Below are 19,145 nucleotides of genomic sequence, written 5' to 3' on the forward strand. Positions count from 1 at the left end.
CGCGGCACCATCTCGATCAATGGCCGATGCGACCGACGCTCGCGGGTCGCGCGGGTGCCGTCACCGCGCTCCGCAGCGAGAGAGCGCCTACCGGCTGCCGCGCCGCGACCCGCCTCGGGCCTCAGCGTGCTCTGCAGCGGCGGCTGCAGCATCCGTCTTCTTCCGTCGATCCCGTACGGCCCCGCCGACCGACACCGCGGCATAGAGGAAGAGACCGCCGGCGACGACCGCGAGGACGATCGTGCGGTTCGCGCCGTTCAGCAGGCTGTTCACCCAGCCGAGCAGCGGCAGGCTGTACCAGAGGGTTCCGCGGACCTGCACCGGACGCACCGGTGCAGGGTCGGCGGTGTCGTTGTTGTCACCCTTCGTGACGAAGGTCAGCTCGCCGTCGGCGTACGTCTTCGACACCACGCGGTGGCTCACCACGGCCGCTTCGCCCGAGCTGATCTGGTACGTGATGACGTCGCCGACGCGGATCTCGTCCACCGGCGTCGGGCGGATGACCACGAGCGTTCCGGGCGGCAAGCCGGGCTCCATCGACTGCGTGAGCACCGTCATGGCACTGCCGCCGACGACGACAGGCAGGCCGACCACCGCGACCGCCACGCCGAGCAGCAGAACGAGGATCGACGCGCTGACCGACACGGCGAGGTAGTGCAGCAGGCTCTGCCCCTCGTCACGGCGGCGGGCATCGGCGCGGAGGGCTCGGCGTGACGACTCGGCGGCGCGGGGCGTCGGGAGGGTGGACGTCGAGGCGGCTGTGGAGATGGTCATGGGTTCACGCATTCGTACTTGACGTTGGAGTTTCCGACGGCGGTCCGGCGCACGGTGAGGATCGCGCTGTCGGACGAGGTGGTTGTCGAACCGGTCGTCTCGATGGCGACGATGCGCAGCTCGTGAACACCGTCTGCGCGGATGTCGGTGCCGGCCAGGGTCACGGAGACGGTGGCGGCGCTGCTCGAGACCTCTTTGACGACGGTGTTGGACCTGTCGACCACGCGGTACTGCAGGCTCACGCCGGCCGCGCGGTTCGCGGGGGCGGTCCAGCTCAGCTGCACCCCGTGCGGCGGCGCCTGCGTGCAGGCCGGAGCACTCGCAGGGCCGAGTCCCGAGACGGACTGGGTGAACGCGGCCGTGGTCGCCGCTGCGGTCCAGTTCGTCCCGACCGCGCCAGTCACCCGGAACGCCGCCGTGACGGACTGCCCCGAGAGCGAGGCATCCGTCTGCCCGTCGATCTGCGTCGACACGCACACCACCACGGAGGCGCCCGGTGCGAGGGAGCGCGCCGCAGTCGGCAGGGCGGGCGCGCTGTCGGCGAGAGTCGTGCTGACGGCACCGCTCGGAGCGGTGGTGCCGCACGCGCTGCCCGACCACAGGCGGAGCGTGATCTTCGCGGCGAGCGCGCTGCTGCTGCCCGCGCCGAGCTGCGTCGCGAGCGCGTACGACAGCGGAGCGCCGCCGGTGTTGGCGATCGTGAGCTGGCCCGCGGTGGCCGGCGCGGTCGTGCCGGAACGGTAGTTCGCGTCGAGGCCGCTCGTCAGCTGCGCCGTGGTGGCGATGGCCGTGGAGGAGACGGATGCTGCCACCGACGTGCGCGCGATCCACGCGGCGGTCGCGCCGCCGGCGCTGCCGAGCACCGCGAGGGTGACGAGCGCTGCGATCGGGCCGAGCAGGCGACGGCGGGTCATCGGCGCACCTGCGTTCCCGAGATGGTGATCGTGAGGGTGGATGCTGCGGCCCCGGCCGCGGCGGACGACGCGTTCTGGGGCAGCCCCACGCCTACGCAGACGAGCTGGGAGGCACCAGGAGCGAGGGTGAGCTGCAGGTCGGAGCCGGCGGCGCCGACGGTGGTCGTGACGGTGGCGGGGACGCGGCCGGCGGTGCAGTCCGCGGCCGAGGAGGTCTTGCCGACGGTGACGGCGACCGCCGATGCGAAAGGGGTGGCCGCGGCGGTGCTCGCGACCGGGTCGATCGTGAGGGCGAGCGGCGTCGTGCCGGTGTTGCTCACCGTGGTCGCAGCGTAGACGGTGCGGCCCGGATAGAGGTTGGTGGCCGAAAGTTGGAGCGGCGTCGAGCTGAGGCCCGCGGACCCCGCCTGCAGCGTGACGGCGGAGGCCGCGGGCGCGGCGACGGTCCAGAGGGCGAACGTGCCGCCGCCGGCGAGGACGCCGAGGACGATCGCTCCCGCCGTGCCGAGCGCGCCCAGCAGCAGGCGCCGCGGCGCCGCCGCACGGCGGGCGGCGCGCCGGGCGGCGTGGCGGCGGGTGCGGCGGCTCATCGCGGCTCCTTCTCGGGTGGGACGGACGTGGAACCGGAGGCCCGCCTCGGGAAAGCGGGCCCCCGGGGCTCAGTTGGTGTTCTGCGTGAGGCTGACGGTGAGCTCGTCGAGCGTGACCGCACCGTTCATCGCGGCGTTGTTGCCGCCGGCGACGTCGCCGTACGGGAAGGCGATGGTGACCGTGACGGTGACGTCCTGGCTGACGACGTCGCCGGCCGGGGTGACGGTGAACGTAGGGCCGGTGCCGGCGATGCCGGCGCCCGAGGCGGTGAGGACGGCCGAGTCGGTGAGGTAGCTCGCGAGAGCCACGTCGGCGGGCTCGGTCACGTCGGCGGGAGCGATCGACGAGTCGGTCAGGGCGAGCGTCGCGCTCAGGCTGTCGCCCTCGGCGCCCACCTTCATCGTCTTGGTGTAGGTGAGCACGTCGCCGGGGACGACGCGGTAGTCGTCGATGGAGATGGCCGAGCCGTTGGCGGTCCAGGTGCCCGCGTCCTGCGATGCCTCGACGACCAGGTTGCCCGCCATGATCGAGGCGCCCTGCGCCGTCGCCGACGAGTTCCAGGTGGCGAAGGTGCCCGCGCCGCCGAGCAGCAGGATGACACCGGCGGTGGTGGCGATGGAGGCCTTGACGATCTTCTTCATGGGAGTGTCCTTTCGCGGGCGGCGCCGCTCTTCTTCGTGGAGGCAGAGGTGCCGGCGGACATTCGGTCGGATTCCGACCGCTCCTCGAGCACGTGGCAAGTCTTGGCGGCGCACCGCAACGTCCCACCGAGTGAGCACGAGCGCTGCCGCAAGATCGCGACAAGAAACCTGCGAGGCCGGACGGCCTTCACACGAAGCGCAAGATCAGCGCAAGACTCCCCCGAGCCGGAAGGTCGAGGGAGGTCGGCATGCTAGCCGCGAGCGGTCACCACCACCACGACCGACCGTGGAGCATGTCGCCGAAGTCCTCCGGGGTTCCGCGCCCCGTGTGCCGCGCGCCGAGGTAGCTGTCGACCACCGCACGCCCCAGGTCGTCGAGCTCCGGCGCCACCACATGCCCGCCGGCCCGCCTCGCCAGCGCGTCGATGAACCGCGCCAGCCCGGGGTCCTCCCCCAGCCGGAAGAACGTCGTCTGCGCGCCCATCCGCTGCACGTTGTCGAGCTCGCGCACCGTGACCGCGACGGTCCGCGGGTCCGGCGGGTAGGCGAAGAACACGCTCCCGTCGGGACGCAGGTGCGACGTGGGCTCGCCGTCCGTCACGATCAGCAGCACCGGCTGCGCCACGGGGTTCTTGCGGAAATGCCGCTGCGCGAGCAGCAGCGCGTGCTGCAGGTTCGTGCCCTTGTCCCACACCGCGTCCTTCGCGGTGAGCTGCTCGATGTCGATCACCTCAGCGTGACGCGCGAACGCGATCAGCTGCAGCTTGTCGCCCCGGAACCTCGTCGAGATCAGGTGATGCAGCGCCAGCGCCGTGCGCTTCATCGGGACCCAGCGTCCGTCCATCGCCATCGAGAACGACGTATCCACCAGCAGCGCGACCGCGGCCTGCGTGCGCTCCTCGGTCTCGACCACCTCGACATCGCGCGTGTCCAGCCGCACCCCGGCCGAGACCTCTCCCCCGTCGAGCACCGTCCGCAGCACCGCGTTCGACACCGTGCGCGGGATGTCCCACGGCTCGGTGTCGCCGAACGCCCACTCGCGCGTCGACCCGGTGCGGTCGCCGGCGGCACCCACGTTGCGGGTCTCACGACGCCCCGAGCGACCGGACTGCCGCGTCGAGATGTCCCTCAGCAACGCGCGCCCCAGCTGCCGCATCGCCCGCGGGGTCAGCCGGAGCTGTCCGTCCGACGCGCGCTGCAGCATCCCGGTATCCCTCAGCTCCTGCTCGAGCTCGCGCAGGGTGCGGGCGCTGACGGCGGCGTCCTCGCCCATGAGCCGCTCGAGCGCGTCGAGATCGATGTCGTCCATGCGCGCGCCCGGATACATCTGGCCGAGCTGATCGGTCAGCGAATCGAGGTCGGAGAGGTCCTGCATGATGCCGGTCGCCTCGCCGAGACCCGTCGGCTGATCGCCGGAGAAGGATGCCGAACCCGACCAGTCCTCGCCGGGACGAAGCGACCGCAGATTGTCGTCGAGGCGCGACAGCGACTGCATGAGGTCGGGCGAGCCGAACGCCTGCTCGGCGAGGCTCAGCAACTCGTCGCGCTGCTCTGGGGTCATGGAGTTGAGCATCCGCTGCGCCGCCGCGGCGCGCTCGGCGAGCGTGTCGAGCAGCTCGTCGAGGTTCTGCGGATTCTCGGGGAACTGATCCCCGTGCGTGCGCATGAACTCGTCGAAGTCCTCCTGCGTGTCTTCGCCGAGCCGGCGCTTCTCGAGCAGGTCGTTCAGATCGTTGAGCATGTCGCGGATCGCCTGGCGGTCAGCATCCGTCGCGTTCTCAAGTGCGTTCTTCATGCCGGCGAACCGCTGGTCGAGGAGTTCGCGGCCGAGCAGCTCGCGGATGCGGTCGTAGTCGGCCCGTGCGGTCGGGCTCTGCCAGTCGTAGTCGGCGAGGTCGTTGACCGCCGCGGCGGTGCTGGTGGGGAGATTCTCGAGGCGCATCTCGGCGAAGGCTCTGGTGTCGTCGTCGAGATCGACGTCGCGGACGAGGTGCTTGCGCTCTTCGAGGACGGCATGGTCGAGCAGGCGGCGGACCTCCTCGAGGGTGCCGTCGAGGCGGTGACGCTGGGTGAGCTGGGCTCGGCGCTCGCGAACGCGGCGGGCGAGCTCGTCGAGGCCGAGGCGGTTCTGGTCGCCGCGCCGGAGGTACTCGCGCATCGCGCGCTCGGCGGAGGTTCCCTCCATGACCTCGCGGCCGATCGCCTCGAGCGCGGACTGGATGGGGACGGGAGGCGCGAGCGGGTCGCCGCCGGCGTAACGGCCGTAACGGGAGGTGTGCGCGGGGGTGCGGTGGACGGAGCGGGGCATTACGGATGCCTCGGGGATGGGTTGCGACCGCGTTCGGGGCGTTTCGACTCGCTCGTTCCTCGCTCGCTCAACGAGCGGGGGTGTGACGCCGGGTACCTAGCCATAGACGGTCTCACCGCCTGCGCTGTCTTTGCCGATCTTCTTCTCGAGGTACAGCGATTCGAGGAGAAGCTCCAGCGCACCAGCCCGCTCACCCGGAGTCACCGCCTCCAGCCGCGCGGCCACCTGGTCGTACAGGTCCGACTCGCCCAGCACCGGCATCGCCGACAGCACCTCGGCCGCGGGCACCTGCTCGCCCGTCATCACCGTCGCGCCGGTGTGCAGGGCGTCCGCCAGCGCACGGGAATCCAGGCCGCGCAGATGCGCCCGCGCCGTATCGGCCACCGCAGTCCGCAGCAGGTGCTCGAGGATCGCCCGCTCGCGGCCCTCCTCGCCCGTCTCGAACTCGATCTTGCCGCCGAGCACATCCACCGCGGTCTCGAGGTCGACCGGGCGGGCCACCGCGACCTCCTCGTGCTGGCGGGTCGCGCGGTGCAGAGCCGCGGCAGCGATCGTCTCGGCGCCGGCGATCGCGAACCTGGCGGATACGCCCGAGCGCTGGTCCACAGCATCCGACTCCCGCAAATTGCGGGTAAACCGAGCCAGGATCTCGAGGAGGTGCGCCGGCACCTCGGCGACGAGGTCGGCCTCCTGGCGGATGACGGCGATCTCCTCGTCGATCGCCTGGGGGTAGTGCGTGCGGATCTCGGCGCCGAAGCGGTCCTGCAGCGGCGTGATGATGCGGCCGCGGTTGGTGTAGTCCTCGGGGTTCGCCGTCGCGACGACGAGCACGTCGAGGTCGAGGCGCAGCACGTACCCGCGGATCTGGATGTCGCGCTCCTCCATGACGTTCAGCAGCGACACCTGGATGCGCTCGGCGAGGTCGGGCAGCTCGTTGATCGCGACGATGCCGCCGTTGCTGCGCGGCACGAGCCCGTAGTGGATCGTCTCGGGATCGCCGAGCGAGCGCCCCTCGGCGACCTTGATCGGGTCGACGTCGCCGATGAGGTCGGCCACCGACGTGTCGGGCGTGGCGAGCTTCTCGGCGTACCGTTCGCGGCGGTGGCGCCATTTCACGGGCAGCTCGTCGCCCAGCTCGCTTGCACGACGAACGGATGCCGGGGCGATGGGGTGGAACGGATGCTCGCCGAGTTCCGACCCTTCGATGACCGGCGACCATTCGTCGAGCAGGCCGTTGAGGCTGCGGAGGAGGCGGGTCTTGCCCTGGCCGCGTTCACCCAGGAGGACGATGTCGTGGCCGGCGAGGATCGCCCGCTCGAGCTGCGGGATGACGGTGGTGTCGAAGCCGTGGATGCCCGACCACGGATCGTCGCCGTTCGCGAGGGCGGCGAGGAGGTTCTCGCGCATCTCGATGCGGACGGGCCGGTAGGTGTGACCCGATGCGCGCAGCTGGCCGGCCGTCGTGATTCCGGAAGGCGAAGGTGTCATGCCGGGAGGCTACGCCTGGTGCGCGGGCCTCGGGGCCGCATGCGGGAAATCCATCGCGACGCGAGCCGCGCCCCGTGCGACCCCGTTCCAGCCGCGCCGCGGCGCGCGCCCGCGTCAGTTGAAGTTCACCCGTACCAGGGGGCTGCGATCGATCCACTCCTCGACGGGCGCGAACGCCGGCCGCGAAGCGCGCCCTGAGTAGATCGCGTCGATGCCGCCCACGATCGCGCTCAGCACCTCGGTGCGCTCCTGCGGGTCGATGATCGCGGTCGCCGTCGCCGGAAGGTCGGCCTGCACCTCGTGCTTCAGATGGAAGGTGAACTCGGGGTGGGCCAGCAGATTCGCGTACCAGGACCGGGCGCCGGGAGTGCCGGTGATGTACACCTCGCCGTCGACGTTGTGGAACCAGATCTCGATCCGGCGGAGCTGCTGGGAGCGGGCTCCCCGCGTGGTGATGTCGACCACGCGCTGCGCGAAGGGCGCGTCGTCGGTCAGGGCGAGGGCGGTCTCGATCGCGGCATCCATACTCGTTCTCTACCGGGGATTCGCCCGGAACGGAAACCGACCGCGACTTCCATCGTCATGCAGGCCGAACTGTGCGGGCGAAGTTTCCGGAGGCCGCGGCTCCGAGGTCAGCGGCCGCCGACCCCTCCCCTGGTTGCGCCGGCACACAGCGCTGGGGCCAGCGTCATTACGGAAGCAGGATGCGTCCCCTTGTTCGAATGTCGGAGGTTCTCGACACAATCAATCATGGACATCTTCTCCGACCTGCAAGCGGCGCTCGACGCGCTGCGCGCGGCGTTCGGAGACGGTGACGCGGCCGGCATTCCGGCAACGGCGCAGGGGCTCGATGACGACGATCTGCTGTCGGTGATCCGGAGTGCCACGGTACTCGTCCGTGCCGGGGAGTCCCTGCGGATCGCGGCGTCCGGGGTTGTGGCAGCTCGCTCCACGAGGGATGCCGGGCACGGCGGACTCGCCCAGAAGCGCGGGCACCGCTCGGCGGTGTCGCTGATCCAGGACCTCACCGGCAGCACGCGCGCCGACGCGACCAAGCAGGTGCGCATCGGCGAGGCGCTGGCCGCGGCATCCGTTCCTGCTGAAGCCGATGCCGGTGGCGGCGAGGACGCCACGGCCCCCGTCGCAGCAGCGCCGGCGCCACGGCCGTGGCACGCGGCGCTCGGCGCGGCGCTCATGGCGGGCGCACTCACGTCTGCGCAGCACGACGCGATCTTCCGAGGGCTCGGGGGGCCGCCGACCGGATCGGATGCAGACGACGAGACCCACGCGCGCGATGCGTGGGTCATGGCGGCGGCGCACCTGATCGATGAAGCGCAGGTGCGTACCGTCGAAGAACTGGTGACGGCCGCGCGAGCCGTGCGCGACCTGCTCGACCCCGAGGGTGCGGAGCGCCGCTTCGACGAGCGGTTCGAGGCACGTTCGTTCCGCACCTGGACCGACCGCGACGGGGTGCGGCGCGGCAGCTTCACGTTCGACGACATCGGCGCGGTCGGCGTCGAGACGATCATCGGCACCGCGCTGCGTCCGCGTCGCGGCGGACCGCGCTTCGTCGACCCCGACGAGGCCGCGCGGGCTCAGGAGCTGCAGGACGATCCGCGCACCAACGACCAGCTCGCGTACGACCTGATGATGGATATCATCCGTGCGGGCGCGCTCGCCGATGCCCAGGCCGTGTTCGGCACCCGCCAGGCGGGCATCCGCGTCGTCGCCACACGAGCCGCCCGGGACGACGCGTGGGACGGACGGCCGGCGGTTGCGCTGGTCGAAGACTCAGGCGCGACGCTGCCCGGCTGGATCATCGGCACCCGAGCCTGCGACACCGCCACCATGACCGTCACCCTCGATCCGGCGGGCAATCCGCTCGATCTCGGACGAGAGGCGCGGCTCTTCACCCCCAGGCAGCGCATCGCACTCGCGATTCGGGATGGCGGATGCCGCATCCCCGCGTGCGACCGACCCGCATCGTATTGCGAGGCGCATCACATCGATCCGTATGCACAAGGCGGCCACACCGACATCGACCGCGGCATCCTGCTGTGTCCGTTCCACCACATGAATCTTCACCACCATGGCTGGCGAATCACGAGAAACGGGAAGGAGGACTTCGTCCTCCATCGCCCGGGACTTCCCCCCACCGCGCTGCCGACTCGGGTGACTCGCCGATACGATTTCGGCGACCTCCGACCAGCGCCGCGAAGACTCCTCCCCGCCGGGTAGCGGCGGGGCGCGATGCAACGATCACCGGGCCGCGGGTACGGACTGTCACCCACCTCGCCGGCGGTGCACGTCGCGCCCCACTCCACCCGGTTCCGCGGGTACGGACTGTCACCCACCTCGCCGGCGGTCTGACGCTCGAGCTGCTGCACCGGCTGGGTAGCCCGGAGGTGCCGGTCGTGCGCGGCAGCACGCGGCCGCTCGTGCGGCCCTCGCCGCGCTCGGAGGGTGGTTCGNGGGTACGGACTGTCACCCACCTCGCCGGCGGTGCACGTCGCGCCCCACTCCACCCGGTTCCGCGGGTACGGACTGTCACCCACCTCGCCGGCGGTGCACGTCGCGCCCCACTCCACCCGGTTCCGCGGGTACGGACTGTCACCCACCTCGCCGGCGGTGCGCGTCGCGCCCCACTCCAGCCTGCTTCTGCGGGCAGGGCGGCGGCATCCGTCCTCAGCGGTTCTCACCCGAGACGTCGATGAGCACCTTGCCGACGGCACCCTGCTCGACGGCATCGTGTGCCGCCGCGGTCTGCTCGAGCGAGAACCACGTCAGCGGAAACCCCGCCTCCTCACCCACGGGGAGCGCGCCGTCGCGCAGCGCGGCGGTGATGTCCTCGGCGGCGGCTTCCAAGGCGGCTGCGCCGACCGTGTACAGGAGCAGCCCCTGGATGCGCACGTTCTTCGCGAAGGTCGGCCGCACCGGGATGGTGGCCTCCTCGCCGCCGTTGTCGGCGTAGTACGCGATCGAACCGTGATTCGCGACCACCTGAGCATCGAGACCGGCGTTCTGCGCGATCGACACCTCGACGACCTGGTCGACGCCGCCGGGCGCAATCGCGGCGATCAGGACGGCGGCATCCTCGTCGCGGTAGTTCACGATGTGGTGCGCCCCCGCGGCACGCGCGAGCGACGCCTTCTCTTCGCTCGAGATCGTCGCGATCACCGTCGCACCCGCCCAGGCCGCGAGCTGGATCGCCGCATGCCCGACGGCACCCGCTCCCCCGGCCACGAGCACGACACGTCCGTCGAGCGAACCCGGCGCCAGCCGTGCGGGTCCGAACTCGTGCACCGTGAGCGCCCGGTGCGCCGTCATCGCGGGCACACCGAGGCTCGCTGCCACGTCGAAGCCGACGCCAGCCGGCAGCTTCACCGCCCGCTCGGCGGGGACCACGGTGTATTCCTGAGCGGTGCCGGTGGGGCGCTGGTGCTGGGCGAGATACAGCCACACGCGGTCGCCGACCACGAGCTCCGTCACACCGTCGCCGACGACGTCGACGACGCCCGCACCATCCTGATTCGGCACGACCTCGTCGAAGGCCGGCTTCGCTCCGCTCCCGGCCCGCGCCTTCCAATCCGTCGGATTCACGCCCGAGACGGCGACCTTCACGCGCACTTCCCCCGGCCCCGGATTCGCGGGCTCGCGCTCCGCGAGCGAGAGGACGGACGAGCTTCCGGTGCGGGAGTAGACGATCGATCGCATGCCACACGCCAACGCGTCCACCGTCGTCGGCATTTCCGATCCACGTCGATGTCGAGACCGGCCCCGTCGAATGCGGCTTGCTCGCTCCCCTGCCGAAGACTCGACGCATCCCGCCGGCCGGGTTCTTCAGGAGTGCGGGTGTCAGCCCACAGATCCGCCGCGCGTGGGGCGGGCCCGTGACACCCAACGGCTCGCCAGGAGGACGGCCAGCGCGGCCGCGATGATCCAGAGGGCACCGTGCCCGATCCAGGCGAACGCCGCGGCGCCGAGGACGGCGCCGGAGGCGATGGAGGCCCACAGCAGCAGATGCCGCGGCCACGCCGTTCCGGCCTGGCCGCGGATCGCTCCGACGAGACCCTGCCCGACCTTCACCAGGGCACCCGTCATGTAGGTGACTCCGAACGCGACCTGGCCACCTCGTGCGAAGACGGTGTTGAGCGCGCCCATCGCGAAGGCGAGGCAGCATCCCGTCGCCCACCGCCATTCGAATCCGGCGAGGATCGCAGCGGCGCACACGAGGCCGAGGATCAGGAGCAGCACCCGGAGCTGCCCGCTGGCGCGATCGCCGGGAACGATTGTCCCCGCCATCACGCCCACTACGAACGCGACGATCAGCGTGAGGGCGAACGCCGCGCTGACGAGCGAGAGCTGCGACAGGTCGACGCTCGCGCGGGTGGTGTTGCCGGTCATGAACGAGACGAAGTAGCCGCCGAGGAAGACGAACGCGAAGCCGTCGACGTATCCGGCAAGGCCCGCGAGCACCACAGCCGCCGCGAGCCCCCGTCTGCTCAGGCCTCTCACCATGACAGCGAGCGTATCGACCGCGAACTCCCGAGAACGCCGACGGCCGCCGGACGAGAACGGGAGTCCTCGCCCGGCGGCCTCGCCGCCCTGTCGATCAGTCGAACGGGTCGAAGTACGCCACCGTCGCGGCGTCGATGTTGCTGTCGAGTCCGACCGCGTCGAACGCGGTGGTGCTCGCTCCCGTGACGAACACCCGCCGTGTGCCGTCGGCTCGCTGGTCGACCGCCACGCCGTTCGCCCCGTCGCTCGCGCCGGTCGCGTCGTAGTTCGCCGACCAGACCTGCTCGCCCGTGACGAGGTCGTAGGCGATCGTGACGTAGTCCCAGGCCGTCTCGGCGTCGCGAGACTCACCGGTGACGACGGCATGGGTGCCGTCAGCGGTCAGCGCCACGTCGTAGGCGACGTCCAGCCCGTGAGCGGTTCCGTCATACCGCGTCGCCCAGAGCTGAGCGCCATCGGCCACGTTGTAGGCGACCGACGCGTAGTCCATCTCGGCGCCACCCTCCACGTTGCCGACGACCACGACGGTGCCGCCGTCCGGACTGACCGCGAGCGCCTGCGGCACGTCCGTGCCCGCCTCGCCGTATCCGGTCGCCCAGCGCTCCTCGCCGGTCGCGAGGTCGTAGGCCACCGTCTCCCAGTCGACCTGGCGGTCGGTGTTGCTCACGACGCCGGCCACGATCACGGAGTCACCGACGATCGCGATGTTGTCCGCGATGTCGATCTGCCCGTCCGAACCGTTGCGCAGCACGTCCCACTTCTGCGCGCCGGTCGCGGCGTCATACGCGACCGTACCCCAGTCGGTGAGGCCGGTGCCGTCGCCGGCGCTCTGACCGGTGATGACAACCGTGGAGCCGTCCTCGCTCACCGCGATGCTGCGCGCGTCGTCGGTCCCGTTCACGGGGTCGTCATAGCGCGACACCCAGCGCTCGGCGCCGGTCGCCGCGTCGTACGCGACGGTCGCGTAGTCGAGCTGCGCTTCACCCGTGGTCTGGTAGCCGGTGACGTAGACGGTCGATCCGTCCGGGCTGACGACGAGGTCGTTCAGCGAGTCCCCGGCCTGAACCGGACCGTCCAGTCGCGCGGTCCAGCGCCGCTCACCGGTGGCTCCGTCGTAGGCGACCGTGAGGTAGTCGCCACCGCTGGTGCCGCCGACGTACAGCGTCTCTCCGTCGGGGCTCATTCCGAAGCCCGCCGGCTCGTCGGACCCGCCGTTCGAGGCATCCCACTGCTCCTCCCAGATCACGTCGCCGGTCTCGGGGTCGTACGCCGCGGTGAGAAAGTCGCTCACGAGCCCACCCGCCGACGGCGGCCGGCTGTAGCCGCTCATGTAGACGCGCTGGCCGTCGGGGTGGAGCAGGAGCTCGGTGCCGACATCCGACGAGCTGCCGAACTGCCCGCCCGCTCCGTCGTACCGGGCGGCCCAGTCCTCGTCGCCCGGCTGCTTCGCCCGGAGCACGATCGGCGAGCGCACCGTGTGCGTGCCATCGGTCCACGAGAGCTGACCGGCGAGGTAGTCGAACAGCTGGGTCTCCTCGCCGACGGCGAACGTGACCGAGTACGACGCGGTCTCGCCCGGCGCGACGGTGAGCGTGCTCGGCTCGACCGTGACACCCACTCCGGCGAGCCCGCTCACCGTCGCCGAGTAGGTCGCGGCCTCGTCGTCGACGTTCGTGACCGTACGGGTGACGGTCTGGGTGCCGTCGAGCAGGCCGATGCCGATCGAGGGTGTGTTCAGATCGCTGGGGTCCAGCGAGCGGCCTCCCGCCTCGAGGTCGTCACATGCCGTGCCGGACACACTGCGGGTCGAGCCGCAGAGGAACGCGGTCCAGTCGTCGACGCCGCTCTCGTAGACCAGGCCCGGGTCGGCCGCGCTCGTGGGCTGCACGTGCCCCGCACCCTGCTTGAAGATGAGGTTCGGGTCGGTGTTCGCCTCGCCGTCCAGCACGTCCGATCCCGTGGTCATCAGCGCCGACTTGATCGCCATCGGCGACCAGTCCGGGTGGAGGTCCTGCAGCAGGGCGGCGAGACCGGCGACGTGAGGCGCCGACATCGACGTGCCGCTCATCAGGTTGAAGTCCATCCCGCCCTGGCCGGGAGGGGCGACCGCGGCGAGGATGTCCTGCCCCGGAGCGATCACGTCGGGCTTCAGCACGTCACCGTTGCCGGCGACGAGCGGGCCGCGCGAGGAGAACTCCGCGGTGAAGGGCGCCGTGCCGCCGTTCGCGATGACCGCCTTCTCGATGGTCGCGGTGGCTCCTGCCGTTGCCGCGTAGGCGCTGATCGCGCTCCACTCGGTGTCTTGCAGGTGCACCGTGGGCACCGAGTGGAAGTCGGCGTTGAGCGAGTTGCCGAAGGCGTTCACGAAGATCATGCCGACCCCGCCCGCCTCGGCGACCGCGCGCGACGAGTTGACGCGGGCGATGTCGCCGCCGCGCTCGCACAGCACGATCTTGCCGGCGACCTTGGCGGGATCGAGCGCCGGCTTGCCGTTGTTGTCGCTCGCGGGGTAGCAGCGGGCACCGGCGCCGATCGAGACACCCGAGAGCCGCGCCGCGGCGCCCGTGATGACCGGCGCGGGGCCGACCGCGGCGCTGCTGAGCGACACGCCCTCAAAGCGCGCGCCGTTGCCGAGCACCACGGCGCCCGTCGTCGTGCGGTCATGGGTGCCGGCCGCGACGGTGGTCAGCCAGGGACCGGGGTGGGCGACGGTGGCGGCATCAGGGCCCGAGTTGCCGGCGGATGCCGCGATGAAGATGCCCGCGGCGGCGGCGTTGAGGAACGCCGCCTCGGTGGGCTCGAGGAAGTCGGTGCTGGAACCCGACACCGAGTAGTTGATGACGTCGACGCCGTCGGCGACGGCCTTGTCGATGGCGGCGACCATGTCGGACGTGTAGCCCGTCGCGGTAGAGCCGTCCTCGACGGACCACAGCGCCTTGTACGCCGCGATGCGCGCCCGCGGCGCGATGCCCGAGATCTCACCGAACGGCGCCGCCGGGCCTGTCACGTCGACGCCGTGGTTGCCGCCGGCGGTCGAGGCGGTGTGGGTGCCGTGACCGTTGTAGTCACGCGGCGAGAGGAACTCCCACGGCAGCTGCTGCGCGACGCCCTCATCGCCTCCCCACGCTGCGTTGAAGTACTGGGCGGTCACGAGCTTGTTGTTGCAGAGGTTGGCGTCCCACGAATCGTCGCCCACCTTCTCCGCCGACGCGCACGTGCCGCGGAACCCCTGGGGCTTGCCCTGGTACACGAGCTTCTTGTCACTGCGATCGGAGAAGCTGGCGACCTCGGGCCAGATGCCGCTGTCGATGACGCCGATCACGATGTCCTCGCCCGCTCCCGGCGTCTTCTTGCCACCGGTCGGACCGCCGAGCTGTGCCCACAGGCCGTCTTCGTCGTCCAGTCCGAGGAATCCTTCCGTCGACGAGGTGTCGGTCTCGACCGCCTCGTCGGGGTGCACCGAGACGACGTCCGGCTGGGCCTCGAGCTCGGCAGCCTGCGCGGGAGTGAGCTCGGCCGCGAAGCCATTGAAGCTGTACACGTAGCTGTATGAGGGCTTGCCGCCCTTCACCTTCGCGAGAGCCGCCCGCTGCTGACCCTTGAGGTGCGTGCTGTACGCCTCGACCGCGGGGTCGGCCGGGTCGACCTTCGCGCCGCCGCGAGGCTTCGTCGACTTCAGCCCCTTCTCACCGCCCTCGTATGCGACCACGGGCGCGGGCCCCATCTGCACGATGTACGTCTGCGGCTGCGCGGCTTCGCTCACCAGCGCCTGCGCGTCCTCTGGGGTCGTGACCTTCACGCCGCCGGTCCGGTCGCCGAGGTCCTCCACCGCGACCGGCGCCGGGTCCACGGCGAGCGCCGCGGTCGGTGCGGCCGGTGCGGCTGTCACCACGAGGGCGAGGGCGGCGGCCGCCGCGATGGTCAGCCGCGTAGAGGCGTGCCTCCGCGGTCGTTGTCTGAGATGTCTGGGCACTGTCTCTCCTCGCACACGGATGATTCGTTTCACACCTTGCGTTGGAGGTTACGGACGGGTGAACGGGGCCTGCATCCGTGACCTACACTGACTTTTGCTCGCGCCCCACGAGACGAATGGCAGTCATGCCTCAGCCCCCCGCTCCACCTCCCGGCGGGGTGTCGCCTGTCCTCGTCGGTCGTCGCGCCGAGTTCGACGCACTGGCTCGCGCGATCACGTCACCCCCGGCGCTCATCGTCGTCCAGGGCGAAGCCGGGATCGGCAAGAGCCGCCTGGCCCGCGAACTCCTCGCCGCGGCACCGCCCTCGGCCGCGGTGCTGATGGGTCAGTGTCAGCCGCTCCACGATCCGTTCCCGCTCGGACCGGTACTGGACGCCTTCCGGCAACAGCGCGATCGCATCGACGTCGGCGACCTCAGCCCCGTCGTGGGGAATCTGGCTCCGCTCGTGCCCGAGATCGCCGACCGCCTCCCCGCGCCACCCGAACGCCCGGCGGATCAGCGCGACGCGCGACACCAGATCTTCCGCGCGGCGACCGAGCTGATCGAGCATCTCTCCCCCGCGGTGCTGGTGCTCGAGGACGTGCACTGGGCCGACGCCGTCACCTTCGACTTCCTCACCTACCTCATCGCGCACCAGCCCGCCGACGTGACGATCGTCGTGACCAGTCGCACGGACCTCGGCGCGACGCCCGTCGGAGAGTCGTTCGCACGCGCCCCGGAGGGCCGGACCCGCACGGCACGGCTCGCGCCGCTCGACGTCGCGCAGGTCGGCGAACTCACCCGGCACCTGCTCGGCGTGGACGTCCCTGATCCGGTCGCCGCGGCGCTGCACGAGGTCACGGGCGGCGTACCGTTCGTCGTCGAGGAGGTCCTGCGCACCCTGCTGGCGCAGCTTCCGGCCGCGGACATCCCGACCCACACGGACGCCCTCGCGGCGCTGTCGGTGTCGACGGCGCTGCGTGATGTCGTCATCCAGCGGCTGATGACGCTGGACGCGACCGCCCGTGAGGTCATCGAGGCGGCCGCCGTGGTCGGGCCCACCGTCGACCCGGGCCTCATCGCAGCGCTCACCGAGCACGACGCCCGGCAGGTGGCGACCGCTCTCACGGCAGCCCATGCCGCGGGCCTGCTGCATGAGCAGGACGGCCGCAGCCGCTTCCGGCACGTGCTCGCACAGCAGATCGTCTACGACGCCACACTTCTGCCCACCCGTCAGTGGTGGCACGCCCGGATCGCCCGGGTGCTCGAGGAGCGGCACGACCCGATCCTCTCGGCGCGCATCGCCCACCACTACCAGCGCGCCGGTCTCGTGAAGGACTTCGTCCGCTGGGCGGAGGCCGCGGCCGATGAAGCGGTGCGCCACGGCAATGAGGCGGCGGCGGCCGAGTTCCTCCGCGAGGCGACCGCCGACATGACCGACCTCTCGATCGACGATCGCGTGCGGATCGCGACGAAGCTGGGGCGTGCCGCCGTCGACGGACTGGCACACGCCGAGTCGGCCCCGATCCTCACCCGCCTCTTGGAGAGCGAGCAGCTGACGCCGGCCGCCCGCGGCGAGCTCCGGTTCGCCCTAGGCCGGCTCTATCGGCAGCAGGGGTTCGCCCGCGACGGGTACGGCGAGATCGAGCGCGCGGTCGATGAGCTCGACGAGCGTCCCGACCTCCAGGCGCGGGCGCTGGCCGTGCTCGCCGCGCCCGAGACCGTCGTCGATGTGTCGCTCGAGGCGCATCTGGCGCGATGCGCGCAAGCCGTGGCGGCGGCCCAGCGCGCCGGATCGGTGGACGTCGAGCTCGGGGTGCGCATCGCGCGCGCCTCGCTTCTTCTCGAACAGGGCGATCCGGCCGCATGGGGGCTGATCGACGCCGCGCGACGCGACCCCGTCGTGCTCACGCAGCCCCGCGAACACGCTCGCGCCGCACTCAACTGGGCGCAGGGCGCCCTCCACATCGGCAACGTGCGCCGCGCCGACGAGTTGCTGGCCGAGGGGCGGTCGATCGCCGAGCGGTCACTCTCGCCGCGCCTGCTGGAGGTCTTCGAACTGGTCGGCGCGATGGTCGACCACGCCGCAGGTCGATGGGACGGGCTCGCCGAGCGGGCCGACGCCCTGGCCTCGCGCGCGTTCGGATTCGGTGCCGCGTCGTTCGAGGCGCGTTACCTGCACCACCTCGTTCAAGGCTCTCGCGGGAACGCCGCGGAAGCGGTCGAGGGTCTCACCGACCTCATCCGCGACTGCGAGAGGGTCGGCGCGGTGTGGCCGCTGGTGCCCGCACGCGCGGCGCTCGCTCGCCTGCGGCTCACGCTGGGCGATCCGCAGAAGGCCTTCGACGAGGCATCCGCCGCCCTCGAGCAGATCCAGCGCAAGGGCATGTGGGCGTGGGCAGCCGACGCCTTGGTCTGCCAGGTCGAGGCCGCGTCGGACCTCGGCACGGTAGACGATATCCGCGGGCGGGTCACGGCCGTCGGCGAGCGCATCCGCGACGCGCAGGCGCCCGCGATCACCGTGGCCGTGACGACGTGCCAGGCCCTGATCGCGCACCACGACGGCGACACCTCCACCGCCGAGGAGCGGCTGTCGCACGCCCGGGCGGCCGCGCACGAGGCGGGGCTCGTCTACGTGGCGGCTCGATCGACGGAACGGCTCGGAGACTGGCGCTGCGAACGGGACGCGGCCGACGGCCCCGGTCTGCTCACGGAGGCCCTCACCGCGTACGGCCGTCTGTCGGCACGGCAGGACATCGCCCGGGTGACCCGAACCATGCGGCGGCACGGCGTTCCCGTGCCGTATCCGTGGCGCGGGGGGCGGCCGACCCACGGCAACGACCTCTCGCGGCGCGAGCAGGAGGTCGTGCAGCGAGCGGCGGCGGGACGCACGAACCGCGCGATCGCCGCAGAGCTGTACCTCTCTCCTCGCACCGTTGAGACCCACATGTCGAACGCGCTCCGGAAACTCGGGCTGACTTCCCGGGACGAGCTCGACGCGGGCGCACTCGAGTCCTTGACGAACGACTGACCGCGGCCGGCAGGCGCCCGCGGGATCCGATCGGAAGCGAGCACCCGGCAGCGACGCCGAGCGGCGGCCGCCCTCGTGAGCGGCCGCCGTCTCCATCCGCGCTCAGTCGTCGCTGTCGGTCCCCGTCGCGACCACCGCGAACTGGGCGTCCAGATCGAGTTCGACGAAGTCTCCTGCGGCGGTCAGGACCGTGACGTCCCAGGGCGACGTGCTGTCGTCGTCGGCCTCGATCTCGACGATGCGGCCGTCGGCTTCGGCGAGCGCCGCGTCCACGATCGCGGCGATCGAGTCGGCGTCGAGCACGTACTGCGGGGCGCCGTCGTCGTCGGCGGACTCCGTGGAGACGATGGATGCCTCGCCGCCGGCGTCGACGCGCACCTCGGTCTCGGAGCCGTCCGCGGCCTCGAGCGTCACCTCGGCGCTGCCGTCGCGCTTCAGATCGATCGACGTGGGCTCGCCCTCGCCGGCGGCGGATGCGGCGTCGATCATCGCGACCAGGTCGTCGGCGGAGTCGGTGCCCAGGTTCGACACATCACCGCCGGTGCTGCCGGCGGTGTCGTCGCTCGAGTCGTCGGTGTCACGCGAGTCGTCGTCGCTCGAGTCGGACGACGCCGATGCGGCGAGGTCGCCGGCCTCATCGGCCATCTCCGCGCCCAGGGCGATGCCGCCGCCGGCGAGGATCGCGGCGGCCAGCACCGCGCCGCCGCCGATCAGCCAGCCGCGTGTGCGGCTGCGCTTCGGGGCGGGAGCGGCGTGCGCGGATCCCGTGGTCGCGTCCGCCGGACCGGCGGGAGCCGGGGCCGGAGCGGCCGCGAGCGCCTCGGGCTGACGATCGTCGGCGGGCTGCGCTGCAGCGGGGGAAGTCTCGGGGGTGCTGTTCTTGTCATCCATGCTTCGATGGTGCCGAGCTGTCGCTGAAGCAGACCT

General features: G+C 71.5%; 13 protein-coding genes. 2 read left to right on the forward strand and 11 right to left on the reverse strand.

From position 1 onward, the window contains the following. Window positions 1-87: 87 nt before the first annotated feature. The 7 genes from ASF40_RS16600 to ASF40_RS16630 all read right to left on the reverse strand — a co-directional run bounded on the left by ASF40_RS16600 (window position 88) and on the right by ASF40_RS16630 (window position 7,241). Window positions 88-774 (reverse strand): signal peptidase I, encoded by a 687-nt coding sequence (locus ASF40_RS16600; protein ID WP_056371010.1) that lies wholly within the window; start codon window positions 772-774, stop codon window positions 88-90. Continuing rightward, on the reverse strand, window positions 771-1,688 hold the full coding sequence (locus ASF40_RS16605; protein ID WP_056371012.1) for a hypothetical protein: 918 nt from the start codon (window positions 1,686-1,688) through the stop codon (window positions 771-773). Before ASF40_RS16605 ends, ASF40_RS16600 begins: the two co-directional genes overlap by 4 nt. Beyond that, window positions 1,685-2,278: a hypothetical protein gene (locus ASF40_RS16610; RefSeq protein WP_056371014.1), complete on the reverse strand. Its 594-nt coding sequence runs from the start codon at window positions 2,276-2,278 to the stop codon at window positions 1,685-1,687. Before ASF40_RS16610 ends, ASF40_RS16605 begins: the two co-directional genes overlap by 4 nt. A 69-nt stretch (window positions 2,279-2,347) precedes the next feature. Continuing rightward, window positions 2,348-2,920: an alternate-type signal peptide domain-containing protein gene (locus ASF40_RS16615; protein WP_056371016.1), complete on the reverse strand. Its 573-nt coding sequence runs from the start codon at window positions 2,918-2,920 to the stop codon at window positions 2,348-2,350. 265 nt (window positions 2,921-3,185) lie between these two features. Beyond that, the gene (locus ASF40_RS16620; RefSeq protein WP_056371019.1) at window positions 3,186-5,228 is read right to left on the reverse strand and encodes a vWA domain-containing protein; all 2,043 of its coding nucleotides are present in this window, start codon (window positions 5,226-5,228) and stop codon (window positions 3,186-3,188) included. A 96-nt stretch (window positions 5,229-5,324) separates the two neighbouring features. Then, window positions 5,325-6,716, reverse strand: a complete 1,392-nt coding sequence (locus ASF40_RS16625; RefSeq protein ID WP_056371020.1) for an AAA family ATPase — start codon at window positions 6,714-6,716, stop codon at window positions 5,325-5,327. A gap of 114 nt (window positions 6,717-6,830) precedes the next feature. Continuing rightward, window positions 6,831-7,241, reverse strand: coding sequence for a nitroreductase/quinone reductase family protein (locus ASF40_RS16630; RefSeq protein WP_056371022.1), 411 nt, complete (start codon window positions 7,239-7,241; stop codon window positions 6,831-6,833). 225 nt (window positions 7,242-7,466) lie between these two features. Here ASF40_RS16630 and ASF40_RS16635 point away from each other — a divergent pair, with 225 nt between their 5' ends. Continuing rightward, window positions 7,467-8,954, forward strand: a complete 1,488-nt coding sequence (locus ASF40_RS16635; RefSeq protein WP_056371024.1) for an HNH endonuclease signature motif containing protein — start codon at window positions 7,467-7,469, stop codon at window positions 8,952-8,954. A gap of 447 nt (window positions 8,955-9,401) precedes the next feature. Here ASF40_RS16635 and ASF40_RS16640 read toward each other — a convergent pair whose 3' ends face one another. The 3 genes from ASF40_RS16640 to ASF40_RS21665 form a co-directional block, all read right to left on the reverse strand. Next, a complete protein-coding gene (locus ASF40_RS16640) occupies window positions 9,402-10,430 on the reverse strand; it encodes an NADPH:quinone reductase (RefSeq protein ID WP_056371590.1) in 1,029 nt (342 codons plus the stop codon). Window positions 10,431-10,571: 141 nt separating this feature from the next. Next, the gene (locus tag ASF40_RS21270) at window positions 10,572-11,234 is read right to left on the reverse strand and encodes a YoaK family protein (protein ID WP_162239869.1); all 663 of its coding nucleotides are present in this window, start codon (window positions 11,232-11,234) and stop codon (window positions 10,572-10,574) included. Window positions 11,235-11,328: 94 nt separating this feature from the next. Next, window positions 11,329-15,207: a S8 family serine peptidase gene (locus ASF40_RS21665; protein ID WP_157549734.1), complete on the reverse strand. Its 3,879-nt coding sequence runs from the start codon at window positions 15,205-15,207 to the stop codon at window positions 11,329-11,331. 125 nt (window positions 15,208-15,332) lie between these two features. On the opposite strand from ASF40_RS21665, the gene ASF40_RS16655 reads away from it, so the two are divergent. Further along, window positions 15,333-18,218 carry a helix-turn-helix transcriptional regulator gene (locus tag ASF40_RS16655; RefSeq protein ID WP_162239870.1) on the forward strand — a complete coding sequence of 962 codons (2,886 nt, stop codon included), beginning with the start codon at window positions 15,333-15,335 and terminating at the stop codon, window positions 18,216-18,218. 102 nt (window positions 18,219-18,320) lie between these two features. Here ASF40_RS16655 and ASF40_RS16660 read toward each other — a convergent pair whose 3' ends face one another. Then, window positions 18,321-19,109 (reverse strand): PepSY domain-containing protein, encoded by a 789-nt coding sequence (locus ASF40_RS16660; RefSeq protein WP_056371032.1) that lies wholly within the window; start codon window positions 19,107-19,109, stop codon window positions 18,321-18,323. Window positions 19,110-19,145 lie beyond the last annotated feature (36 nt).

The sequence above is a fragment of the Microbacterium sp. Leaf288 genome (genome assembly GCF_001422925.1).
Classification (GTDB): domain Bacteria; phylum Actinomycetota; class Actinomycetes; order Actinomycetales; family Microbacteriaceae; genus Microbacterium.

Bases quoted from the DNA above. Each gene is read 5' to 3' on its own strand.
- ASF40_RS16655 (WP_162239870.1), top strand. From the start codon at position 15,333: ATGCCTCAGCCCCCCGCTCCACCTCCCGGCGGGGTGTCGCCTGTCCTC.
- ASF40_RS16660 (WP_056371032.1), bottom strand. From the start codon at position 19,109: ATGGATGACAAGAACAGCACCCCCGAGACTTCCCCCGCTGCAGCGCAG.
- ASF40_RS16610 (WP_056371014.1), bottom strand. From the start codon at position 2,278: ATGAGCCGCCGCACCCGCCGCCACGCCGCCCGGCGCGCCGCCCGCCGT.
- ASF40_RS21270 (WP_162239869.1), bottom strand. From the start codon at position 11,234: ATGGTGAGAGGCCTGAGCAGACGGGGGCTCGCGGCGGCTGTGGTGCTC.
- ASF40_RS16600 (WP_056371010.1), bottom strand. From the start codon at position 774: ATGACCATCTCCACAGCCGCCTCGACGTCCACCCTCCCGACGCCCCGC.
- ASF40_RS16615 (WP_056371016.1), bottom strand. From the start codon at position 2,920: ATGAAGAAGATCGTCAAGGCCTCCATCGCCACCACCGCCGGTGTCATC.
- ASF40_RS16620 (WP_056371019.1), bottom strand. From the start codon at position 5,228: ATGCCCCGCTCCGTCCACCGCACCCCCGCGCACACCTCCCGTTACGGC.
- ASF40_RS16630 (WP_056371022.1), bottom strand. From the start codon at position 7,241: ATGGATGCCGCGATCGAGACCGCCCTCGCCCTGACCGACGACGCGCCC.
- ASF40_RS16625 (WP_056371020.1), bottom strand. From the start codon at position 6,716: ATGACACCTTCGCCTTCCGGAATCACGACGGCCGGCCAGCTGCGCGCA.
- ASF40_RS16640 (WP_056371590.1), bottom strand. From the start codon at position 10,430: ATGCGATCGATCGTCTACTCCCGCACCGGAAGCTCGTCCGTCCTCTCG.
- ASF40_RS16605 (WP_056371012.1), bottom strand. From the start codon at position 1,688: ATGACCCGCCGTCGCCTGCTCGGCCCGATCGCAGCGCTCGTCACCCTC.
- ASF40_RS16635 (WP_056371024.1), top strand. From the start codon at position 7,467: ATGGACATCTTCTCCGACCTGCAAGCGGCGCTCGACGCGCTGCGCGCG.